Genomic DNA, 19757 nt, shown 5'->3' with positions numbered 1-19757 from the left:
TCGCCTTGTTGTCAAAAGCATAGCTGGAGTTCAAACTTATGAATATATCCAAGGGACCCCAGGCATTCCCTAGAAGTGAATACCTTCGCCGGCTCGGCTCGGTGAAGTTCGAAATGGGTCGGTGCGATATCGACGCGCTCGTCGTTTCCGACCAACATAACATTACCTATCTCACGGGGTACACCGCGCTATCAGCCTATGTTCCTCAGGCCGTTGTGGTTTCGATACGAGAAGAGGAACCGACGTTCATTCTGCGCCGCTGTGATGCGCCGGCAGCCATTCATCAATGTTTTATGGAGCGCGACAAAATCGTCGCATACCCCGAAGCGTATATTGGAAATCCTGACAAGGATGGCTATGACGCGGTAGTCGATTACTTGGAGGACGTCGGCCTCGCGAGTCGAGGCATAGGAATCGAGCTATGCTGCCTTCCATCGCAATCGGCGAAAAAGTTTAGGATGCGCCTGCCTGGTGCCACGATCGTCGATGCTACTAAGGCGGTCACTTGGAAAAGGCTCATCAAGTCAGATCTCGAGATAGCTGTAATGCGGGAGGCGGCGGCAATCTCAGACGCCGCGATTCGACGCGCTGCTGAGGTAATACGCCCCGGGGTGCGTGAAGCAGACGCGTGCGCGGAAATTGTGGCAACGTTGGTGCGCGGCGCAAACGGTAAGCCAGGAAGCGGGATCGAGGGAATAAGTTTGTGTTCATCACCGCGAACGGGAACGTGCCACATTCCGTGGAGCGAGGACGTTTTTCGCTATGGATCGCAGGTGAATCTCGAAATCGGCGGTGCGCGATATGGTTACTGTGCTGGGCTTATGCGCACTTACACGATCGGCTCACCCTCCGATCGTCTACGTCGCGTGCATGAGATCCAAGTCGCCGGCCTTGAGGTCGCTCTTGATGCGATACGGCCAGGAGCGACTTGCAGCGATGTTGCCAACGCCTTCAATCGCAGCATCGAGAAGCGGGGCCTCAAAAAGGAGACGCGTTGCGGCTATGCACACGGCATTGGTTGGTTGGAGCCGACCGCAAGCCTTAAGGATGGCGATATGACAGAGTTGCTACCAAACATGACCTTTCACCTGATGTTAGGTAATTGGATCGAGGAGGATTTTGGATACGTCATCAGCGAAACGTTCCGTGTCACAGACTCCGGCGTCGAGGTACTGACCACTGCTCCCCGGAAGATTTTTGAGATCTAAATTAGAATATGGCTTGTCATAACGACAGCGCGGACGTCCGGAATAGATCTTGCCGGTCGACGAGATGTCGCCTACCTTGTTGAAGTGCGGACGGCGAGCGGCGGTCGGCATGCGGGGCCGATCCGTGTCGAGGCGAAGCCGAACGCACGCTGGTCGCTGTACGACCAGTTCTCCTGCGGCCGATCAACTCGTCGACGACGTGACGCGCGAATGCCTTACGCGATTCCGGACACAGATCTCTGGTCGCCGCGTTGCTCGCGAACTGACGACCTGATCGCCCAGCGCGGCAAGCCCGGCATGATCGTCGCAGACCACCGCACGGAGTTTACCTCGAACACGGTCCTTGCCTGATCAATGGATCATCGCGCCGAAAATACATTCCGCTGCAAGCCCATGTGCGCAACATAAATGGCTGCACCTCTAGTCTACTCGCCACTGTTTAAAAGACTGGGGCAGGTCAATGCGCTTTCGTTACGACCTCAGAGCAAGTCTACAGGTCATAGTAGTAGGTAAGGTATGGACTCAATTTACCGATCTTGTCATAGAGCGCCCGCGCATGATAATTTGATCTGTCCGTATTCCAATAGATTCTCAGCCAGCCTTGGTCGCGACCGTAGGAGGCCAGATTCGTGAGCATGGCTTGGCCAATCCCCTGGCGCCGCGAAGACTCGTCGACATAGAGATCTGCGAGAAAACAGACCGGACGATCGCTAAGAGTATACGGGTGAATGACAAAGGTAGCAAAACCTATGGTAACGCCAGTTGCTGAGACCGCGATCAGCGCGTTAATCGGTTCGTCTGGGCGCTCGATGCGCCGCCAGATCCTATCTGTCGCCTGTTCTGATGAATTGAGACCTTGGTCGGCGCAATATGCGTACCAAAGGGACCGCCATGCATCGCGGTCGGCAGTGCCTGCGAGACGAATCTCCATGAGGGGCGGGCTCCGGCTGAGAATGGGCTCCAGGGCGCGAGGTGTTCGGCCTGAAAGGTTGACGGCTTGCGATAACTGCCACCGGCCCGCAAGACGTGCAGCACGCGACCGCCGGGTGTTATAAGATCTTTCCGCCTGTGACGGCGTCGTGGTCGCGCTGGAACTGGTTCCCGGGAGCTCGGTTCGCGATACGTCAAGCGCGAGTTGGGCGAGCGTTATCATGGGATCAAGTTCCCTCAGGTTTTCCCGCAGCACGTTTGCGACAGCGGTGCAGATCTAGTGCGATCTTTCCCTGCGACCACACGATGCAAACAATCTGACACCATAGGTGCATTCATCCCGAAGCGGGCTTCCGACCGCCGCGCTACACGCGCGACGGCGGGACAATCTAGCGGATGCGAGAGTTCTTCCAGCTTACCACGGAGATCTGCACCGCGTCGGCGCCATAATTGCGCATGCTTTAGAAAAGCAGACAATCATTGCAGTTCGCGCGCGCGTCCGGCGCCATTCCCAGTCACCCATATTGACTCAACGTTGCGCAGCATCATTTCTACAACACTAACTTGCTGCCCTTGTCGCGAAGTCAGGCGAGCGTCGATCTCGGGATAAATAAAGAAGGGCAGCGAAATTCGATCAGTCGGACCACTATGCACGACCTGGTGGGGCGTACTCTTGAAGCGGCCGTCGCTCAAGACCTGAAGGAGGTCGCCCAGATTGACTACGAGACTATCGGGCAGGCTCGGCACCGGCATCCATCGACCGCGGAACCACACCTGCAAGGAACGCAGGGGGAGTTCCTCTTGCAGCAGCAGCGTGAAGAAGCCATGATCCGTGTGCTTTGCGCAAGTGCCGCCGCGAGCTGGATACCGTATCACGCGTTGCCCAAGCGTCGGCGTGCTGAAATGGCGTTGGAACCATGCCTCTTCCATACCTATCAGGTCCGCCAGCGCATCCCCGATCTGGGGGACAATCCCGGCGAGCACGGTAGCCTGCAAAGCAAGCAGGTTTCTTGCGAAGCCAGGAGCCAAGGCTTCATCCGGAAGGCGCGTGCGGCCGGAGAACGGACGCCGGTCGCCTTCGTTCTCAATTCCGAGGTCGAATACCTCCTTTGGATCGAAGCCGGCCTCAGGATGTAGCATTTCGCCGTGTAAAGGACTGTATCCACGGGCGGCAGTGGGGTACACGTCCTGAAAGGCGTGCCCGTAGCGTTCCTTAACCGACTGTGGCAATGCGAAGAATCGCCGGGAAGCCTCAATGGCTTGCGCGATCTGTTCCCCGGGGATGCCGTGCTCGACAAGGTAGAAGAACCCGTATTCCTGGCATGCCATTTGCAGGCGCTGGCGCTCGTCACGTCGCGTTGCATCGTCTCTCAATTTCGAAAGTGAAATTTTCGGCAGCGTGGTCATAGTCAATCCCCTTTTTGGGCGCTTAAGTTGATTAGTGTTTGCCGCGGCTCTCAAAGTCGACAGTTCCTTGGATGTGGGCAACGCGCCGTCTCTTCCAATAATAACGAAAGTCGACATGATGTCCCATTCTAAGGCTAAGCCGATGGCTGGGCGGTGATTCCGTCTTAGCAATTGATCTCTAGCGCTTCCTGGTGAAGATAACAACGATTTGTATGTTAATATAGTTGTATATATTGTTACATCCGTCGCGGTTAGTTTAACATTATCACGGCCAAGATACTAAGAGCGATTTACAATTCTGAATTGCTTTATGACTTCCAGGCTCAATCCAGACCAGCGCCGACCTCCGGGTTTCATGGCAGGATCGGCCATCTCGAAGAGCTCTATGACGCGAGGTATCGCCAGCTACCTGAGCTCGTCCATCACACACGCCGTCCCGGACGATGGCCGAATGGCAGAAACCGACCGCTCGAAATTTTCCTATCCCATAGTCTTTTTCGACGCTATCCGGGTCGAGCGGTCAAGCTCAGGGACGAAGACTTCGTTCGCAAAAAAGCCATCTACATCGGGTTCGGCGTTCTGCCTGGCGGCACCAAGGAGCACATGAGCTGAGGAAGCGCTTGTCGACGTTATCCGCCGTCTCGACGAGACGACTAGCCGAGCAGCAAAGCAGGCAGCGATTTAGCTCCGTCTGCCGTCTCTCAAGGTTGTGTCGGCCAATTTCTCAGCCACCATAATCGTCGGAATGTTTGTGTTCGCCCGAGGGCAAAATGGCATGACGGAAGCGTCGGCGATCCTCAAACCCAAAATACCATGAACGCGTCCCGACGGATCGGTCACAGCGCCAGGATCCGCGGCTGCCCCCATCCTGCAGGTCGACGTCGGATGCCAACTTGGGATGACGTTCTGGCGAATATACCGATCCAGATGTTTCTCGTCGTTGACGAGATCGGAAATGCTATCCCCATCCGTTATGACGCGCCTAATCAGCCCACGGCGCAGCCGCGGCGACGCGTCCATGAGCAGCGCCAGAAATGACGTGAGTGCATAGTTTGTGCTTGTGACCTTGCTCACCAGCTTCGCTCGCGCATTCAACGCTGACGGAAACGGGTCCAGCGCCACAGAGGACAGCGAATCTTGCTGCAGCAGGCGGACTATGAAGCGAAAGCCCTGCTTGAGGCGCTCGGCGTCCCGCTTGTCGCTCAACCAGTTGAAATCGACCTCCGGCTCTATTTTATGCGAACTACCCTTGAGCGCCACAGTTCCCGTCGAGTAGCTGCGATTGACCCACACGGCGAGAGTGCCGAGGCGCCTCCCCAGCGGGTGCCAGGATGATTTGGCAACAGTCGATATTGCCATATCGGTCGACGGGCAGCCTTCGTAACCCGACGAGTAGCGGGCGTGCATCTGAATATATTCGCTCACGCCGGGTGACAAGCGATCGGCCGGCTTCAAATAGGCCGAAACGCAAATCGTGGGGTGTTCCTGAAGATTCTGGCCCACACCTTTCAAATCTGCAACGATAGGGATTCCGAATTGTACTAATTCCTTCGCGGGGCCGATCCCGGAGCGCATCAATATGGCGGGTGAATGGAGTGCTCCTGCGCACAGGATAACGCAAGAAGCGCTATACGATTGCACGCCCGATTTGTTCTCCGTCTCGACCCCCGTTACCGTTGTTCCCAAAAAGGTCAGCCGCGCAACTGTCGTTTCGGATAAAATCGTTAGATTGCGGCGAGAGCGGACGGTTTCGGGTAAGTACGCCATCGCGGAGGAGACCCGATGACCATTGCGGTTGGTCAATGGGACAACTGAATAGCCATCACCGAATGCACCATTGAAGTCTGGCCTGAAATGAAGCCCCAAAGCATCGTAAGCATCGGAGATTGCCCGGATGAAGCCCGACCAGTCTGATTGGCGCACACGTTTGATTGGCAAGGGGCCGTTCGTGCCATGAAATTCCCCGCCGAAATCCAAATCGCATTCTAGACGACGGAAGTAGGGCAGCACGTCTTCCCAACCCCAGCCCGTTGCACCGCTTGAGGCCCACTCATCGTAATCTCCGGGCCCGCCGCGGTTGGCGACTTGGGCATTGATGCTGGAGCCGCCACCCATGACGCGCGCCTGTTCGTAATGGACAGGCTTGCGGCCACCTCGCACCGTTGTCGCGTGGAGTGACTGCCATCGATAACCGGGATTAAGGTAAGCACGCGTTGGGTCGCCATCCTGGATGTCGTCAGGAATGGCATTCGGCGGCGTATCAGGGCCAGCTTCAATGAGCAGCACGCGAGCGCCATAGGCGGAGAGCCTGCTCGCCATCACGCATCCAGAGGAGCCACCACCCACGACGATATAATCGAAAACCACGCAACTCCCCATCAAGGTACCAAGTGTGATGGGCTTCTTCAGCAAAGCGCTCCTCCTACCGCCTGAGATATGGTCACTTACGGCGCGGCAGCTCCACATCATGCCGTCTGTAACGGAGCGATTTGATCGCCAAATCGGTCGAGGGCATGCCCGAAGCGAGACCGAGCGACCCATCTGAACTATCTCTGAACCGACAAGCTCTCAATTCCAGGGCACATGCATCTCCGGACACGCCGGTGCGTCGGTGTGAATGATTGCAAGTTCGTAGGGCGAGAGCAGCGCTCGCCTACGGTTTCTTGCATCACCGTCTTCCGAGAAACAATGATACTAACAAGAGATAACGACGACTTTTTCGATTTTTACAGCAGTCAAGACTGTCACTTCAAAATATCGCATAACTACGTTATTGTAGACCCGGTCTCTTACATAGCGAAGGCCTACTTTCGGTGCTTTCCGAAGCGAACGCGTGTTCGTTGGGCGAATGAATGAAGTGACCTTCTCGAGCGTTAGGTTCTCGAAAGCAAACTGGATCGCTGCCCTGCCGGCCTCTGCGGCGATCCCCTTACCGGAAGACGCAAGGTGGAGGCACGATACGGTTTCCACATTAGTGGGATCTTCGGGCAGATACGGGCCACTGTACATCAATCCACAGTAGCCTGCGAATTTTCCGACTTGGCCTTCGCCTTTTACGAACACCATCCATAAGCCGAAACCATTGCTCTGCCAATGATGGATGAACTGTTGTAGTTTAGCTTTCGATTGCTCTCGGGTCGGATAGACTCCATCCCACATGGCATTTACCACAAATGGATCGCTATGAAGCTCATGTAGAAGAAGCTCGTCGCTATGCGACGGTGGCCTTAGGATTAGGCGCGGCGTTTCTAGAATGTACATGAGAAGCTCCCTTCTAGCCATAAGTTAGAGCCGCACTTACCTCCAACGCGGCCATGATCTCCTAGCATGAGCGTCAAGGCCGCAGTGCTTGATTGAAGGCGTTCGACGAGGTTTATGCTTAAGGTAGCGAGGTCTACACAAATCAAGCTTTGGGCGCCTAACCGTGTCAGTGTTGACGGCACCTGGAAAGCCGGCCCGAAGGCGATAAAAAAATTAGGCGCCTCCTTTCAGAATGGAAGCAGGCGACGCGCTGGTGAGCGGGCGCCTGATACGCGCAACATGCTGCGGCGGCGTTTACGCAAGGGGTTGCTTACCCCAAGGGGGGGGTATGGTATTGGCCCAAAACCGGCTAACTACATTGTTCATTTAAAATACGCGCCTCCTTCAAGCTTAACCTGCACTGGTCACTTTGCGAATGCCCGCCAGTGGGTTCTTCAGCGTGCCGACGGTGTGCAGGTATTCTCCCGGATCACCGAAGTCCACCATTTGCTGGTTTTTTTGTATCTGCAGTCGATTCATACATCGTCGCAGAAATTCTGGAGCGAATAGGTCATGCTGCCTGTATTTTTCGTCATATTCCGGATGTTTCGTCTGGTAGCCAAGGATGGACTCGCTTACGAGCTGCCAGAAGTGTGTCGACGGAAAATCAAGATGTTCTTCGAGTGTTACAGCCAAGTAACGAAAGAAGCAGTCGAAAACGTCGGTGAAAATGAAGTCGTGCTTCATGTCGCGATTTACTTGAATGCAGATCCTCTTAATCTCCTCCGGCACGTTGAGATCTCCGCCTAGAATACGAAGCTCCTCGCCAATGTCTTTCATGATAACTCGCGTCGGAGCGTGATCTTTCATAACTAGAATTATATTTTCTCCATGTGCCATAAACGCTAGATCGTAAGCATAAAAGCAGTGGAGAAGCGGCGCCAGATAAGATTCAAAATAGCGGCGTAGCCAAGCGGCGGCGTCTAACCCCGAGGCATTGATGAGGGCTGTCACGAGTGCTTCACCATTGTAATCGACATGAAGCAGCGACGCCATTGTCATCAGACGTTCCCCTTCTTTCAACTGCCGAAGGGGGCTTTCCCTCCACAGCGCAGAAAGCATCTGCTTGTAAGGGGAGTCCTTCTTGAGGGCGGTGTTGAAACAACGATTGCGATAGCCAATCGTCGCGACCTCGCGAAGGATGCTGAAGCCGTTGGCGGCTAAATAGGAGTCACTGTCGAGCAAATTCTTCAACCATTCGTTGATGGCGGGCGTCGCCAGCATGTGTGTCGGTGACAAGCCGCGCATAAACCCCATGTTAAGTATCGACAGCGCCGTTTTCACGTACCGTTTATGCGGATCGCTTATATTGAAAAGTGTGCGGATCGATTGCTGGGCATGATATATGTCCTTCCCCTGGCCTAGGCAGACAATGTGCCGGTTGGCGATATCCGCCGCGAAGATAGTTGAGAGCCGATTGAACCATTGCCAAGGATGCGCTGGCATATAGATGTAATCGGTCGAGTTTAGTCCCTTTTGACGCAACGCTGCGTCGAACTGTTCCAGCGCCTGTCGACCGAGTTCCTCGTGCATGAGAAGGTCGTAGTCGAGCGTTGAAATGGACTTAAACGTTGCCATTTCTTTATGGACGGCCAGCCATATGAGTCTTATCGAACTGCCCACCTCCGGCGCATAGCGACTATAGTCGAGCGCGTCAAAGCCAATGCGACCGTTATTCGCGATAAAGGTCGGGTGGCCCTCCGTCATGCCAGCCTCAACGATCTGGTAATCGGCAAAAGCCAGTTCTGCGGCGGATATCTCTGTTTTGGCCTGCTTGTACGCGCTGCCATACAGCGTGCTGCTGATCTCCTGCAGGTAAACCGGCATCATCTCTTCCTTTATGCCAAGATGGCGGCTGAACTCAATAACAAAATCAAGCGCATCCAGGGGGGCCGGCCTGCCCTCAATCCTTTTCTCCAGAGAGCCGGCGTCCACTTGCCAGTGATCTAGCAGGAGGCGCCGAGCCTGGAACCAATACTCCAACCCAGGGGTCTCGCTTTCCAGCACATACTTCCCCCAGTCGCCTTCCATTCGCTGGAGTCGAGGAGCAATTAGCAACTCGTGTGCAAATTCGCTGATTGCTTTACGGATAAGGAGCCGGTTGGCCTTTGCCCATAAATGCGGTTTCAAATGCTGCGTTACGCGTTCGGCTAGGCTTATCTCATCGTCTCGGGCTGTCATATCACTCACGATCTCAACTCCTTCAGAACGTAACGGTGTAAGGTTCGCGAACGCGCCTTACACTCGTCTCGCCAAACTTCGACGTCGCACAAAATCCGTTCTATTTTTCATCAGAAAGGATAAGAAATACCGGACCTCTTATACAAGTTAATTTCTAATGTGTTGTGTACCGTTCGTCTTCGCTCGTGATAAACCAGCAATATTACCATCTTACTTATATAATATATTAGAATACCGGTTTCACCGGCCCTGGACGTCGTCCTTCATCTTGCAACGAGCAAGAAGTGTGTATTGATTTGCACATGCCGTACTGTCGTTCGATCACGTCAAGCGGTCGGTGTCCATTGTTTGAGCTCTCCGAGTGTCCATTTTTGCTGTCCGTCTCCATACAATCGCATACGTCTAAAGCGGAATTTCCTTTGCTTGATAAGCCCAGACTGGGTAGGGGGGACTGAGTGAATGCCTACTCCGCTGAAATGCTGTCCTGCACCGCGCCAATGCTGTCGCGTACGATCGACAGACCACGGCGCAGTTCAGCCTCGGTTATGGTAAGGGCTGTCATGAACTTGAGCACCTCACCATACGAGCCAGCGATCTCGATCACCAAGCCGCGACGAAAAGCTTCCCGGGAAATGAGCCCCGGCAATGAGTGGTGCTTTGGTGATACGAGTCCATACATCAAGCCGCGGCCTCGGACATTCAGAGCAAGGCTGGGGAAGTCGTCTGCGATCGACTTGAGTTCTTGAGCCAAGATGGCTGATTTGCGAGCAATCTCATCTTCAAACTTGGAGTCGGACCAGTAAGTCTCAAGGGCCGCACGAGCAGTGACGAAAGCATAGTTGTTGCCCCTGAACGTGCCGGTGTGCGCACCCGGCGTCCAGACATCAAGTTCAGGCTTCATGAGGACAAGGGCCATAGGCGTTCCAATTGCAGACAACGACTTTGACAGGGTAACGATGTCCGGCACGATCTCAGCCGCCTCGAAACTGAAGAATTTCCCTGTGCGACCGACACCAGCCTGAATATCATCGAGGATCATCAGGATCTCGTGCCGAGAGGTCAGATCACGCAGCCGTTGCAGCCATTCAACGGTAGCAGCATTGACACCGCCTTCGCCCTGCACTGCTTCTAGGATCACCGCAGCGGGTTTGCCGAGACCACTGCTAGGATCATCGAGAAGCTTCTCGAAATACTCGATCGTGTCTGAAGCGCCGAGATAGCCCTCGTACGGCAACGATGTCACGTGCGCGAGGGGAAAGCCGACAGCATCTCGGAACTTCGTGTTTCCGGTTGCCGCCAACGCCCCAGCGCTGACTCCGTGAAACGAGTTCGTAAACGAAACGATGTTTGACCTGCCGGTCACTTGGCGAGCTAGCTTCAGAGCCGCCTCGACCGCGTTCGTACCTGTGGGGCCAGTAAATTGCAATTTATAAGACAGACCGCGGGGCTTCAAAATAAACTGCTCAAAAGCTTCGATGAAGGCCTTCTTGGCGGTCGTAGCAAGGTCGAGCCCGTGCACAATTCCGTCGCGCGCAATGTAGTCCAACAACGCCCGCGTGAAGGCTGGGTTGTTGTGCCCGTAATTCAAGGCTCCCGCGCCTCCCAAGAAGTCGATGTATTCCCGACCGTCTGTAGCTATGAGGGCAGTGCCGACGCCTCGATCGAACAGAACTGGGAACGCACGGACGTAGCTCCGCACCTCAGACTCAAGACGATCAAAGATCGCGAGGCTTACATCGTTTGTAGGAGTAAACTGCTTCTTCATAGGGCGAGTCCTGAATTGTAGCCTGCAAAGGCATCAGCCCAAACTGTCTGGCGAAGGCCATTTCAATCGGTTCGAGGTTCGGCTTGTATGACGGCAGCATGAGCAGTCACACGCCTGGCCACGCCAACTCACGGCCCAAGCCAGTCGATCGCTGCGAGGTCCAACGTCACGTCCACCAGAGAACAAGATCAGGCCGCGCAAATCCGAAAAAGCAATTCAGCACTAGGCGACGCTTTCCGTCGCCTAATTGACCGGTAACCCCGTGAACGAAGCCGCCATCGATTAGGGCGATATCCCCGGTTTTGAGCTCGAACTCGCGGCAAGGGACGGCTTCCAGATAGGCTGCCGAATAGGGATATCCAGTGGTCTCCACACCTTGCGATATCCGGTCCGCAACCGTCGGCTTGTGGCTCCAGAGCTTCAGATTGCCGCCTTCCTCAGGCATGCTGGGATAGAGGTTGAGCGCTGCGACCGTATTGTGCGCCACCGCAGAAAGCTCGTAATCATCGCCAGCACGTAAGACTTGAGCGACGTCGTCGTGGGGATCCAAGGAAAATGTGCCTGTGCCCGACCAACTGAGGCCGCGACAAACATTGGCCTGGCCGTGTTCGGAACGGGCTAGCCGCAATTCGATTCCCTGGTTGTGAAGCTCTCGCTTCAACGCCCTGAATACTGCTCGAACCGGGTCAACCAAATTCTTAAAAAGGGCATCGACGTACGGCCGCGCGTTTTCGGCGTCTGCGAAATAGGTGGCTGCATCCTTCCTGTAGTGAGATGCGCCGACATATTGTCCGGGCACACCATCTTTACGCTCTCTGAGACCAGAGCTTCCAATAAAGTTCGTAGTGATCTCCTCGGCTACTTCGGTGCTGAAAGCTTGCTTGATGTGCAGAGCGGTGAGCTCACCTTTCAGGACCGAGATGATCTCCGCCGTGTTGATCGACCCGGTCCGTTCTTTGATCGAAACCGGCGAGATGGCTGGCACTTGAGATATCTGACTAGGCATTGTCTTGCTCCTGTAGTGCGTGTTCAAGGATGGTGATGCCACGATCGAGTTCGGCATCGGTGATGGTTATCGGTGGGAGGACTTTGATAACGTCGCGATTTGGCCCCGAGGATTCGATAAGAAGGCCATTTTCGAATGCGACATCGTGCACGCGGCCGACAACTGCCGGTGAACGGCATTTCAGGCCGGCCATCAGACCGCGGCCGCGCTTCTGTTCGATGTATCTTGGAAATTTCGCAACCAGGCGATCGAGGTGCGTTTGCAGCCTGACGGCTGTCCGCTCGACACCTGCAGTAAATTTCCTATCCGACCACATCTTGCACATGGCTCCTGCCGTCACGAAGGCGAAATTGTTGCCTCTGAAGGTCCCGCTATGTTCTCCGGGCTTCCATATGTCCAAGTCGGGTCGAATCAGAACGATGGACAACGGACTACCTGAACCGCTTAGGGACTTGGAAAGACACACAATATCCGGTTCGATTTTCGCGGACTCGAATGAGAAGAAATCGCCAGTTCGGCCCGCACCCGCCTGAATATCGTCGACGATAAAAACAATGCCGTGCGTACGGCAAATGCGCTGAATTTCCGTGAGCCAAGCTGCGGATGCGGCGTTCATGCCGCCTTCGGCCTGGATGGTCTCCAGAATGATTGCGGCAGGCTTTTCTATGCCGCTCCCCGGGTCGCTCAAAACGCTGTCGATGTAACTGGCGGAATCGAAAGCTTGGCTCGGATAGCCGTCATAGGGAACACGGATCACATCGTGGCGAGCGACGCCTCCCAGTTCCCTGGTTGAGGCCGAGCCCGACACCGCTAGAGAGCCGAGCGACATGCCGTGGAACGCATTCGTAAAGGCCATGACGCTCGAGCGGCCGGTGTATTTTCGCGCCAGCGCCAGCGCCGCTTCGTTGGCGTTCGTGCCGGTCGGCCCGGGAAACTGAATCTTGTACGAAAGGCCTCTGGGTTTCAGGATCCAATCGACGAACCCTTCAATGAAGTCACGCTTTGCCGCCGTATGCATATCAAGCGACAGAAGAATGTTCTCACCGACGAGATATTCAATCGCTGGCGCCATAATATCCGGATTGTTGTGCCCGTAGTTGAGTGCGCCGGAACCCACCAGGAAATCGATAAAGGGCTTACCCGTCTCGTCCCAGATCGTCGCCCCAAGGGCCTTCGTAAAGACGGTGGGGAACGCCCGGCAATAACGACGAACGTTAGATTCATGAGCCGTGAAAGCGTCGGTGTCCATATCAAGTCCTCTGCACATAGTCTTTCAAAGAAGAGAGCTGTTTAATGGCTAGTGGTTTGCGGCAGATGTTCGTCGCTTAACGTTGAAGCAGAATGCCGGAGGCAGCTTTGTTTGGTCTGGGTTTGGTCTGGTGATGCCGGCATCCTCATCAAATATTGTTGGGTTGCGTTGCCCTCCATTCGGATGCTTTCGAATGTGCTGCAACAGGATGGCTTCTAAAGCTTCCGCGAAAGCATCGCTACTATGGCATCAGGTAGTTGACGTACCCACCCTTCGCTGCCCATAGCGCTCCGGACAAATGAATGAGTCCAAGGAGATCAGCAGGGTCGCGTCGCCAGAGGTTGTGTCGCTCGGCGGTAGCGAAGCCGCTCGCGAGCGCGCTCCTCAATAGCGCCGTAGCGAGCGAGCGGCTTCGCGGCGGTCATCAATATTCGCCGTTCAACCTCGGGCTGCGGACACCAACCTGATTCAAGAAACTATTTGATGACCGATGACACAGCGAAAGCCACGCTCTCTTTGAGAAGAATGCGGATTCCGATCTCTTGCGCGATGACTGGCCCGAGCCGCCGGATCAAGAGGGCGGGGCCGCCGTGGACCCCCTTGACGGAAAGCCCGTTCGTAGGCCAGGCGGAAGCAACCGGGAGACGCGCTGGCGAAGGGCCGCATCGGTTTCGAGAACGTCCACTACCGCGACGGCAACCATCCCCGGCCGCAGCTGGGCTGCTGCCTTCAGGCGAGTCGAAAAGGAGATCGTCCGGGAGGGTGAAGGCGTTGACGAGGTGAGCCGTGAGTAAGCAATCAAGCTCTGATCGGGATCGACTAACACTGTTTCCATCCGACCGATGGTTGACCTGTGATCGGCGTTACCTCAAGCTAGGCAGGCCGACAAGCTCGGTTGGAAGGCGAAGACCTTTCGATGAGCTCGTCTCCGAAATGCTCGAGGCCCACTGCCGCGCCTACAGGAACATACTGGCGTAACGTGAAAACACGATGGCGTCGCGGGCAGGTGCATCTGTCGTGGGGCCATCCGCACTGCCAGGCACGCCCTCTCGGCCGGCATGCACTCAGGTCCGGTCGTTTGGGTCGGCGAATTCACACATCCTGCAAAGCAGAAAACCATCTGCTCCATTCATGCGGTCGACGATTTCGCGAAAAACTGGCTTTTCAAACAGAGCGGAGTAACCCTCATATAGAAGGTTGCCCAATACGTGACGCCGTTCAAAATCCATAGAGCACAGGGTAACGTCGCCGTTTGGAAGAAGAACATTCCGATACTGTCGTGCGTCCACGCAGGTTAGGGCTCCGACCACTGGCTGACGTGGTGCAACGATCTTAGGGTCGACGCTTCCACCCCTACTGCTCACCGGCCGCGCTTTTATCAGGGCTTCGGTAGGAATAATGTCGGCTATATCTGGGTGGGGCTCGCCCAAGGCCACGAATCGGATCAAGGGGATGTCCGCGTCGACGAGTTGACGAACCAGATCGCGATACTTGTCTCCGACCAGGCGGCTGTTCATGTAGGTGCCGTCATCGAAAACATGGACCACGAATACGCCCAAGCGCAAGGCTTGCAATCGCTGCAGGTCCTGCCCGTTCATTCCCACCAGCGTCGTAAAAATCCTGATGCCATGGCCTTTGGCGAAGGCGTGCTCCACCATTTCGGTACAGTCCGGATTGAGCCAAGGTTCGGAGTATCCCGCAAAACCAATGTCGACGGAAGTCGGTACGCGGGCCAGACACCGCTTGAAATCTTCAAGATCCAGATGACTCGCATGAGACACTTTTCTTTGCCGGACCGCGAACTTGTCCTGGGGACAATATGAACATCCTACGACGCATCCCGTGGTCGTCGTTATCTCCAAAACCCTGCCGGCTGTGTTTGCTGAGCGAAGTTCCGGTAAAATCACTGGTGATTACTCCCATCTACTTCCTGCGAAGCGCCACGATGGTGTGCGTGTGCCTTTGGCTTTCTGATACCGCCTGCTGATCTACCGAGGCAACGCAGACATCTACCCTTTTTGGCAGCCTAAGCCGCCCGGTTCACCGATTTGCCGGGCCGACCCTTCACAAACTTCCAGCGCGTCGGACCAGAGACAGCATTGCATCTTTCGAGGCATCACTCGCTCCGGAGATGTAGCCTCAACCGTTGGTCGCTGGCCCGTCGCCGAGATGCGCGCGCAGCACCCTCGAACCCGCCGGAGAGAAGCTTTCTGGATGCCGTCGATCATCCTTCATCGAGCGAGTTCCGTGTTCTCATGCGGGTCAGCCCTCACACTATATTGCCGCACATCGACCAGCAAAGGCCGAGCTAGTGCGCCTGGCGCGCAGTTACTGCGAGATAGGCTTCGAAAAGCCCGACAGGGCTAAGACGCTCCGCTGTATTGAACCCGAAATGTTTTCTGACAGCTGTCAGATTTTGGACACACATCACTCATCGTCAGTCGCTTAATACGGATGGTAATTTCTTCCAGGAATCGGTGACATTGAACACCACCCTGTCATGACCGCCCAATCTCAGCGAAGCGAACTCAGCATCGCCACCAGGACCAAGCCTGAAGATAAATCCGCCGTAGCAGCGTCAACGACATTTTGCTTTCGAAGCCGGATGGATTGCACGAGGTGATTCGCGCCGTGATGCAGGAGGTGCTCGAGGCCGAGATGGACGAGGCGCTGGGTGCTTCGAAGAGCGAGCGCACGCCGGAGCGTCTCGGCTATCACGCGCGCTACTACGGGCGGAGAACTAGCTGCGCACCTACGGCGGTTGGATAATCCCAAGGTTCAAAGCTTTTACAACAGCTACCGTTCTGCTGGTCGCATCCAACTTCCGCATTACATTTTTTAAATGGAAATCTATCGTATTTCGTGATCTGCCTAAAATAGTTCCTATTTCCCAAGATGATTTTCCTTGTGACACCAAATCAATGCACTCTATTTCTCTCGGAGACAGGTTATGAGCTCGTTCCGACGCAGTCGTAGTGTCGAACTTCGTAACCATCCGATGAAACCGCAGCGCGGCCATTTGCAGGTAGGTGATCGCTCTATTCTGCAATTCGCAGTCCGAGGATTGAGCAAAACTCACAAACCTAAAGCTGCCACCAGGGCCATGTAATGGGACGGTAACGCCTGACCTCAAGCCGAATGTTGCTGCTTCGTCCAAGACGCGGCGTCCATCTTCAGTTATGTTTTCATCAGTATACACCTCGCTCCATCGAAAGGGTCCCGCCTCCTTTCGACCTTTCTTGATGAGGGGGTCTATTTTGGCATAGCCCATTCTCGAGTAGCGCTCCTGCCATTCAGCAGGATAATTCCACATCACCACAGAACCCTCCCGGTTCGGCTTGAAAGCCCTCTCTGATGCGAGCGGCCCATAGGCAATCCACGGGCAATCGAAATTCAGCGCAAACGCAGACAACAGTTCGAACAACTGTTCGGATTGAGCGACATCATCAGTCATCTTGAGGAATAGGTCTAACTCCACCGCAATCCGCCGGAGTTCCATGATGTCTCCTTCATTGCGTTCTCATTGGTGCACAGTTTGCTCCAACCCAGCCTCGCAACATCCGAAGTCAACGGGACTCGAGCCGGAGTTCCTTCCGCCACCTGGAGTACCCTCAAGAGTCGTGCCAGCTTGCGAGCGAAGCTTCTCCTTCAGGTCGTCAATCGACGGGGGAGGTACCCAGGAGGCGAACCGACAGCACTGTGTCGGGGAGCGCACAATCCGACAGTCGAGCATTCGATTGACGGAATATGGGCAGGAAAGTATTCGCGGCGCGCTTTTGAAATCAGCACCTAAGTGCCGGGCCTGAGAAAGCTGCATTGCAACTGTACTTATTTGATCGAGGCAAGAACAAGCTCAAAATTCAATCGATACATCGACCTTCTTTTCCAATCTCCCGAGTTGAGCAGCCGTAGCAATCGTATCGACTGGATGGCGGCTGACTTTCTCCAGGCTCGGTAACCTGCTGAATTTGTCCTTCGGATGTTCCCGCTCAGTTGGCACGACTTTTGAACTCACCGTCGTGAGGCGGCAAGAGCTGCCCGCCAAAATTGATGCTGTTATGGGGGAGGTCGAAATTCCAGTTTTGTCTTTTATCGTCTTTGGGACCGAGCGTGTTGATGCGCCCGCTTGGAAACTATGAGACGTTTCCCCGTCCATGGGCGCGGCGCCACTTGTCGCGACGTTTTCGCCTTCACTGTTCGCCTCTGGAACAGGCAGCCGGCCCGGCTCGCGATCATCATGACCGCGATGCTCGCCTCCACGCTGGCTGACGTGTTGATGCCGCTCTATTCTGGCCGACTCATCGACGCTGTTTCTCGTGCTGCTAATGCGGCAGCACCAGCTTCGGATTCAGCTGTTGCAGCATTCTCTGTACCGATTGCATTGGCACTCGGTGGCATTGCCATGCGCCACGTCGCCTTCATTGGCCTGAGCGACCTGGTGTTGAAAATGATTTCCGACGTCGCGACCGAAGCGTTCCATCATGTGCAGCGCTTTTCGACAGACTGGCATGCAAACAGCTTCGCCGGCTCGACAGTGCGCAAGATAACGCGCGGCATGTGGGCGCTCGACCTCCTCAACAGCACGATACTCGTCACGCTGCTCCCGTCGTTTGTCATCTTGATCGGCTCGACGGTGCTGCTCGGCTGGCACTGGCCGGTCATGGGCGTGATCTTTGCTTGCGGCTCTCTCGTCTACCTTGCGTTTTCGATTTCGCTGTCGCTCGGCTATGTCGCGCCAGCGGCGAGCCTTGCCAACCGATGGGACACAAGGCTCAGCGGCGCGCTTGCGGACGCGGTCAGTTGCAACGCTGTGGTCAAGGGCTTCGGCGCAGAGGTTCGCGAAGACGAGCGGCTTGCAAATATCATGACGAAATGGCGGCACCGCGCGCGCCGGAGCTGGGTGCGCGGAACGATCATCGGCTCAACCCAAGGCGTAACTTTGGTTGCGCTCAGGGTGGCGGTGGTCGGATATGCCCTGCTTCTGTGGTCGCATGGACAGGCAACGCCGGGCGAGATAGCATATGTTCTCACGTCCTTCATCGTCCTGCAGGGCTATCTGCGTGATGCCGGCATGCATGTCCGCAACGTGCAGCACTCGGTTAATGATATGGAAGAACTGGTGGCCATCCACAATCAGCAGGTGGATGTTGCCGATCGTCCAGAGGCCAAGCCGATCCGGATCACGAACGGCCGTATCGATTTCGAGAACGTCCACTTCCGCTACGCCAACCATCCCCTGCCGCTCTATAGCGAATGTTCGCTGTCGATTGAAGCTGGCGAAAGGGTTGGGTTGGTTGGACCCTCCGGTTCCGGCAAGACAACATTCGTGAAGCTGATCCAGAGACTCTACGACCTGAGCGGCGGCCGGATCCTGATAGACGGTCAGGACGTCTCGGAGGTGACCCAAGAGTCCCTTCGTTCGCAGATCGCGATCGTGCAGCAGGAGCCGATCCTGTTTCACAGGTCGCTTGCCGAGAACATCGCCTATGGCCGGCCTGGCGCGAGCCAGGCCGAGATCGAGCAAGCGGCACGACTGGCAAGTGCCCACGAATTCATCGCGCCCCTGCCGAAGGGCTATGGGACATTGGTCGGCGAAAGGGGTTTGAAGCTCTCCGGCGGCGAGCGCCAGCGCGTGGCGATCGCGCGCGCCTTCCTCGCGAACGCGCCGATCCTTATTCTGGACGAGGCCACATCGAGCCTCGATTCGGAATCCGAGGTGCTCATTCAACAAGCGGTGGATCGGTTGATGGTGGGCCGAACCACACTCGTCATCGCACACCGGCTGTCGACGGTCCGCTCGCTCGATCGGCTGCTCGTCTTCGACCGTGGCCGCATCATGGAGGACGGCGATCATGCCGCCCTGATCAATCTCGATGGTGGCATTTACCGCCGCCTCTTCGAACGGCAGGCGTTGGAACTCGCGAAGGGCCTGGCCTGATCGCTAAACCGGCTTGCGCGATGCGCCGAGCCGTTGCCGGAGAGGGGTGTGGCAGTGACGAGCGGCGGGCGTTAGGCGGCAAAACCAGCACGGCCGGAACTGTCCGCCAAACGGGCGAGCGGGAATGCACCACGTCTAAGCTTCGGCGAATGCGCGCAGTTACACGCGGGCACCGAATTGTCGCGCCTAACGGCGCACGCACCAAAAGGGCGGGAATGTCGACGGCCCGGGAAGAGTGCGGCCCTCGCCGTTACCCACATTTCGCCAAAGGAAGCGAAGTCAACGCACATTGAGAGGGCGGTGCTTCCCGGCCGGCCGGGATCCCTGTCGCTGGCCCAACCTACCGCACGCTGGCCACGTCAACGGTTCAAAGTCCCTTCGGTTCGCAAAGTCGTCCCCTTGGAGACCCGGAAGCGCAGGAGCTCCGACCGCAGTCTTCGCTCAACTCTGGCCATCTGCTCCGGGATTGGATTCCGTTCCCTTGCTAGCACAGTGGCAGCTGAGCACGAACTCGCCGGCCCCGTGTCTTTCGATTACGGCCAACGGGCTTAGGAAGAGATTGGATTCGCCGGCCCTCTGCGGAGCGAATGAACAGTTCTACAGATCATCGACGTCCGCGAAAAAGAGCACGCAGCCGAAATAGCAGGCCTGAAGCAGCAGCGAACAGGCCAGCGTCGTGACGACTGCCACACGGATCGAATCCAAAGCGAAGTAAACCATCGACGCATTGCTGCACAGGACCAGCCCCACGAGCCGACAAAAAGATGAAGTGC

Annotated in this window: 14 protein-coding genes and 2 pseudogenes; 4 read left to right on the top strand and 12 right to left on the bottom strand. The window is 55.9% G+C overall.

Going from position 1 to position 19757, the window contains the following annotated elements; all coding sequences use genetic code 11:
• Positions 1-38 precede the first annotated feature (38 nt).
• Positions 39-1208 (top strand): M24 family metallopeptidase, encoded by a 1170-nt coding sequence (locus P9254_RS23960; RefSeq protein ID WP_063169356.1) that lies wholly within the window; start codon positions 39-41, stop codon positions 1206-1208.
• A 91-nt stretch (positions 1209-1299) separates the two neighbouring features.
• Positions 1300-1556, top strand: a pseudogene (locus P9254_RS23955) (IS3 family transposase); the annotation flags it as partial.
• Positions 1557-1698: 142 nt separating this feature from the next.
• Here P9254_RS23955 and P9254_RS23950 read toward each other — a convergent pair.
• From P9254_RS23950 to P9254_RS23905, 9 genes are all read right to left on the bottom strand, one after another.
• Positions 1699-2139 carry a GNAT family N-acetyltransferase gene (locus tag P9254_RS23950; protein ID WP_158515807.1) on the bottom strand — a complete coding sequence of 147 codons (441 nt, stop codon included), beginning with the start codon at positions 2137-2139 and terminating at the stop codon, positions 1699-1701.
• A gap of 476 nt (positions 2140-2615) precedes the next feature.
• Positions 2616-3545, bottom strand: coding sequence for a 2-oxoglutarate and iron-dependent oxygenase domain-containing protein (locus P9254_RS23945; RefSeq protein WP_063170383.1), 930 nt, complete (start codon positions 3543-3545; stop codon positions 2616-2618).
• Positions 3546-4226: 681 nt separating this feature from the next.
• Complete coding sequence (locus P9254_RS23935; RefSeq protein WP_063169348.1) at positions 4227-5912, bottom strand: GMC family oxidoreductase; 1686 nt, start codon at positions 5910-5912, stop codon at positions 4227-4229.
• A gap of 327 nt (positions 5913-6239) precedes the next feature.
• Positions 6240-6806: a GNAT family N-acetyltransferase gene (locus P9254_RS23930; RefSeq protein WP_158515808.1), complete on the bottom strand. Its 567-nt coding sequence runs from the start codon at positions 6804-6806 to the stop codon at positions 6240-6242.
• A 390-nt stretch (positions 6807-7196) separates the two neighbouring features.
• Positions 7197-9026 (bottom strand): IucA/IucC family protein, encoded by a 1830-nt coding sequence (locus P9254_RS23925; protein WP_063169359.1) that lies wholly within the window; start codon positions 9024-9026, stop codon positions 7197-7199.
• A 463-nt stretch (positions 9027-9489) separates the two neighbouring features.
• Entirely contained in the window at positions 9490-10791 is a 1302-nt protein-coding gene (gene ectB / locus P9254_RS23920) for a diaminobutyrate--2-oxoglutarate transaminase (protein ID WP_063169360.1), read from the bottom strand.
• A gap of 166 nt (positions 10792-10957) precedes the next feature.
• Positions 10958-11797: a 2OG-Fe(II)-dependent halogenase WelO5 family protein gene (locus tag P9254_RS23915; protein WP_063169361.1), complete on the bottom strand. Its 840-nt coding sequence runs from the start codon at positions 11795-11797 to the stop codon at positions 10958-10960.
• On the bottom strand, positions 11790-13046 hold the full coding sequence (gene ectB / locus P9254_RS23910) for a diaminobutyrate--2-oxoglutarate transaminase (RefSeq protein ID WP_063169362.1): 1257 nt from the start codon (positions 13044-13046) through the stop codon (positions 11790-11792). The genes P9254_RS23915 and ectB (P9254_RS23910) overlap by 8 nt, the downstream gene beginning before the upstream one ends.
• Before the next feature lie 1064 nt (positions 13047-14110).
• On the bottom strand, positions 14111-14827 hold the full coding sequence (locus tag P9254_RS23905; RefSeq protein ID WP_224571099.1) for a radical SAM/SPASM domain-containing protein: 717 nt from the start codon (positions 14825-14827) through the stop codon (positions 14111-14113).
• Between the two features lie 719 nt (positions 14828-15546).
• Between P9254_RS23905 and P9254_RS23900 the strand changes: the two are divergent.
• Positions 15547-15782 (top strand): annotated as a pseudogene (locus P9254_RS23900) (transposase); the annotation flags it as partial.
• A 16-nt stretch (positions 15783-15798) separates the two neighbouring features.
• Here P9254_RS23900 and P9254_RS23895 read toward each other — a convergent pair.
• A complete protein-coding gene (locus P9254_RS23895) occupies positions 15799-16545 on the bottom strand; it encodes a LuxR family transcriptional regulator (protein ID WP_063169365.1) in 747 nt (248 codons plus the stop codon).
• Between the two features lie 354 nt (positions 16546-16899).
• Positions 16900-17202 (bottom strand): hypothetical protein, encoded by a 303-nt coding sequence (locus P9254_RS23890; RefSeq protein ID WP_127262113.1) that lies wholly within the window; start codon positions 17200-17202, stop codon positions 16900-16902.
• Here P9254_RS23890 and P9254_RS23885 point away from each other — a divergent pair.
• Positions 17182-18984: an ABC transporter ATP-binding protein gene (locus P9254_RS23885; protein WP_063169366.1), complete on the top strand. Its 1803-nt coding sequence runs from the start codon at positions 17182-17184 to the stop codon at positions 18982-18984. The genes P9254_RS23890 and P9254_RS23885 overlap by 21 nt on opposite strands.
• Before the next feature lie 597 nt (positions 18985-19581).
• On the opposite strand, the gene P9254_RS23880 is transcribed toward P9254_RS23885, so the two are convergent.
• On the bottom strand, positions 19582-19704 hold the full coding sequence (locus P9254_RS23880; RefSeq protein WP_127248688.1) for an exopolysaccharide production repressor protein: 123 nt from the start codon (positions 19702-19704) through the stop codon (positions 19582-19584).
• Positions 19705-19757: the final 53 nt, after the last annotated feature.

This window comes from Mesorhizobium sp. WSM4983 (genome assembly GCF_029625765.1).
Lineage (GTDB): Bacteria > Pseudomonadota > Alphaproteobacteria > Rhizobiales > Rhizobiaceae > Mesorhizobium.
The sequence above is the reverse complement of the archived record's forward strand: the minus strand, read 5'-3'. Positions and strand labels throughout refer to the sequence as shown.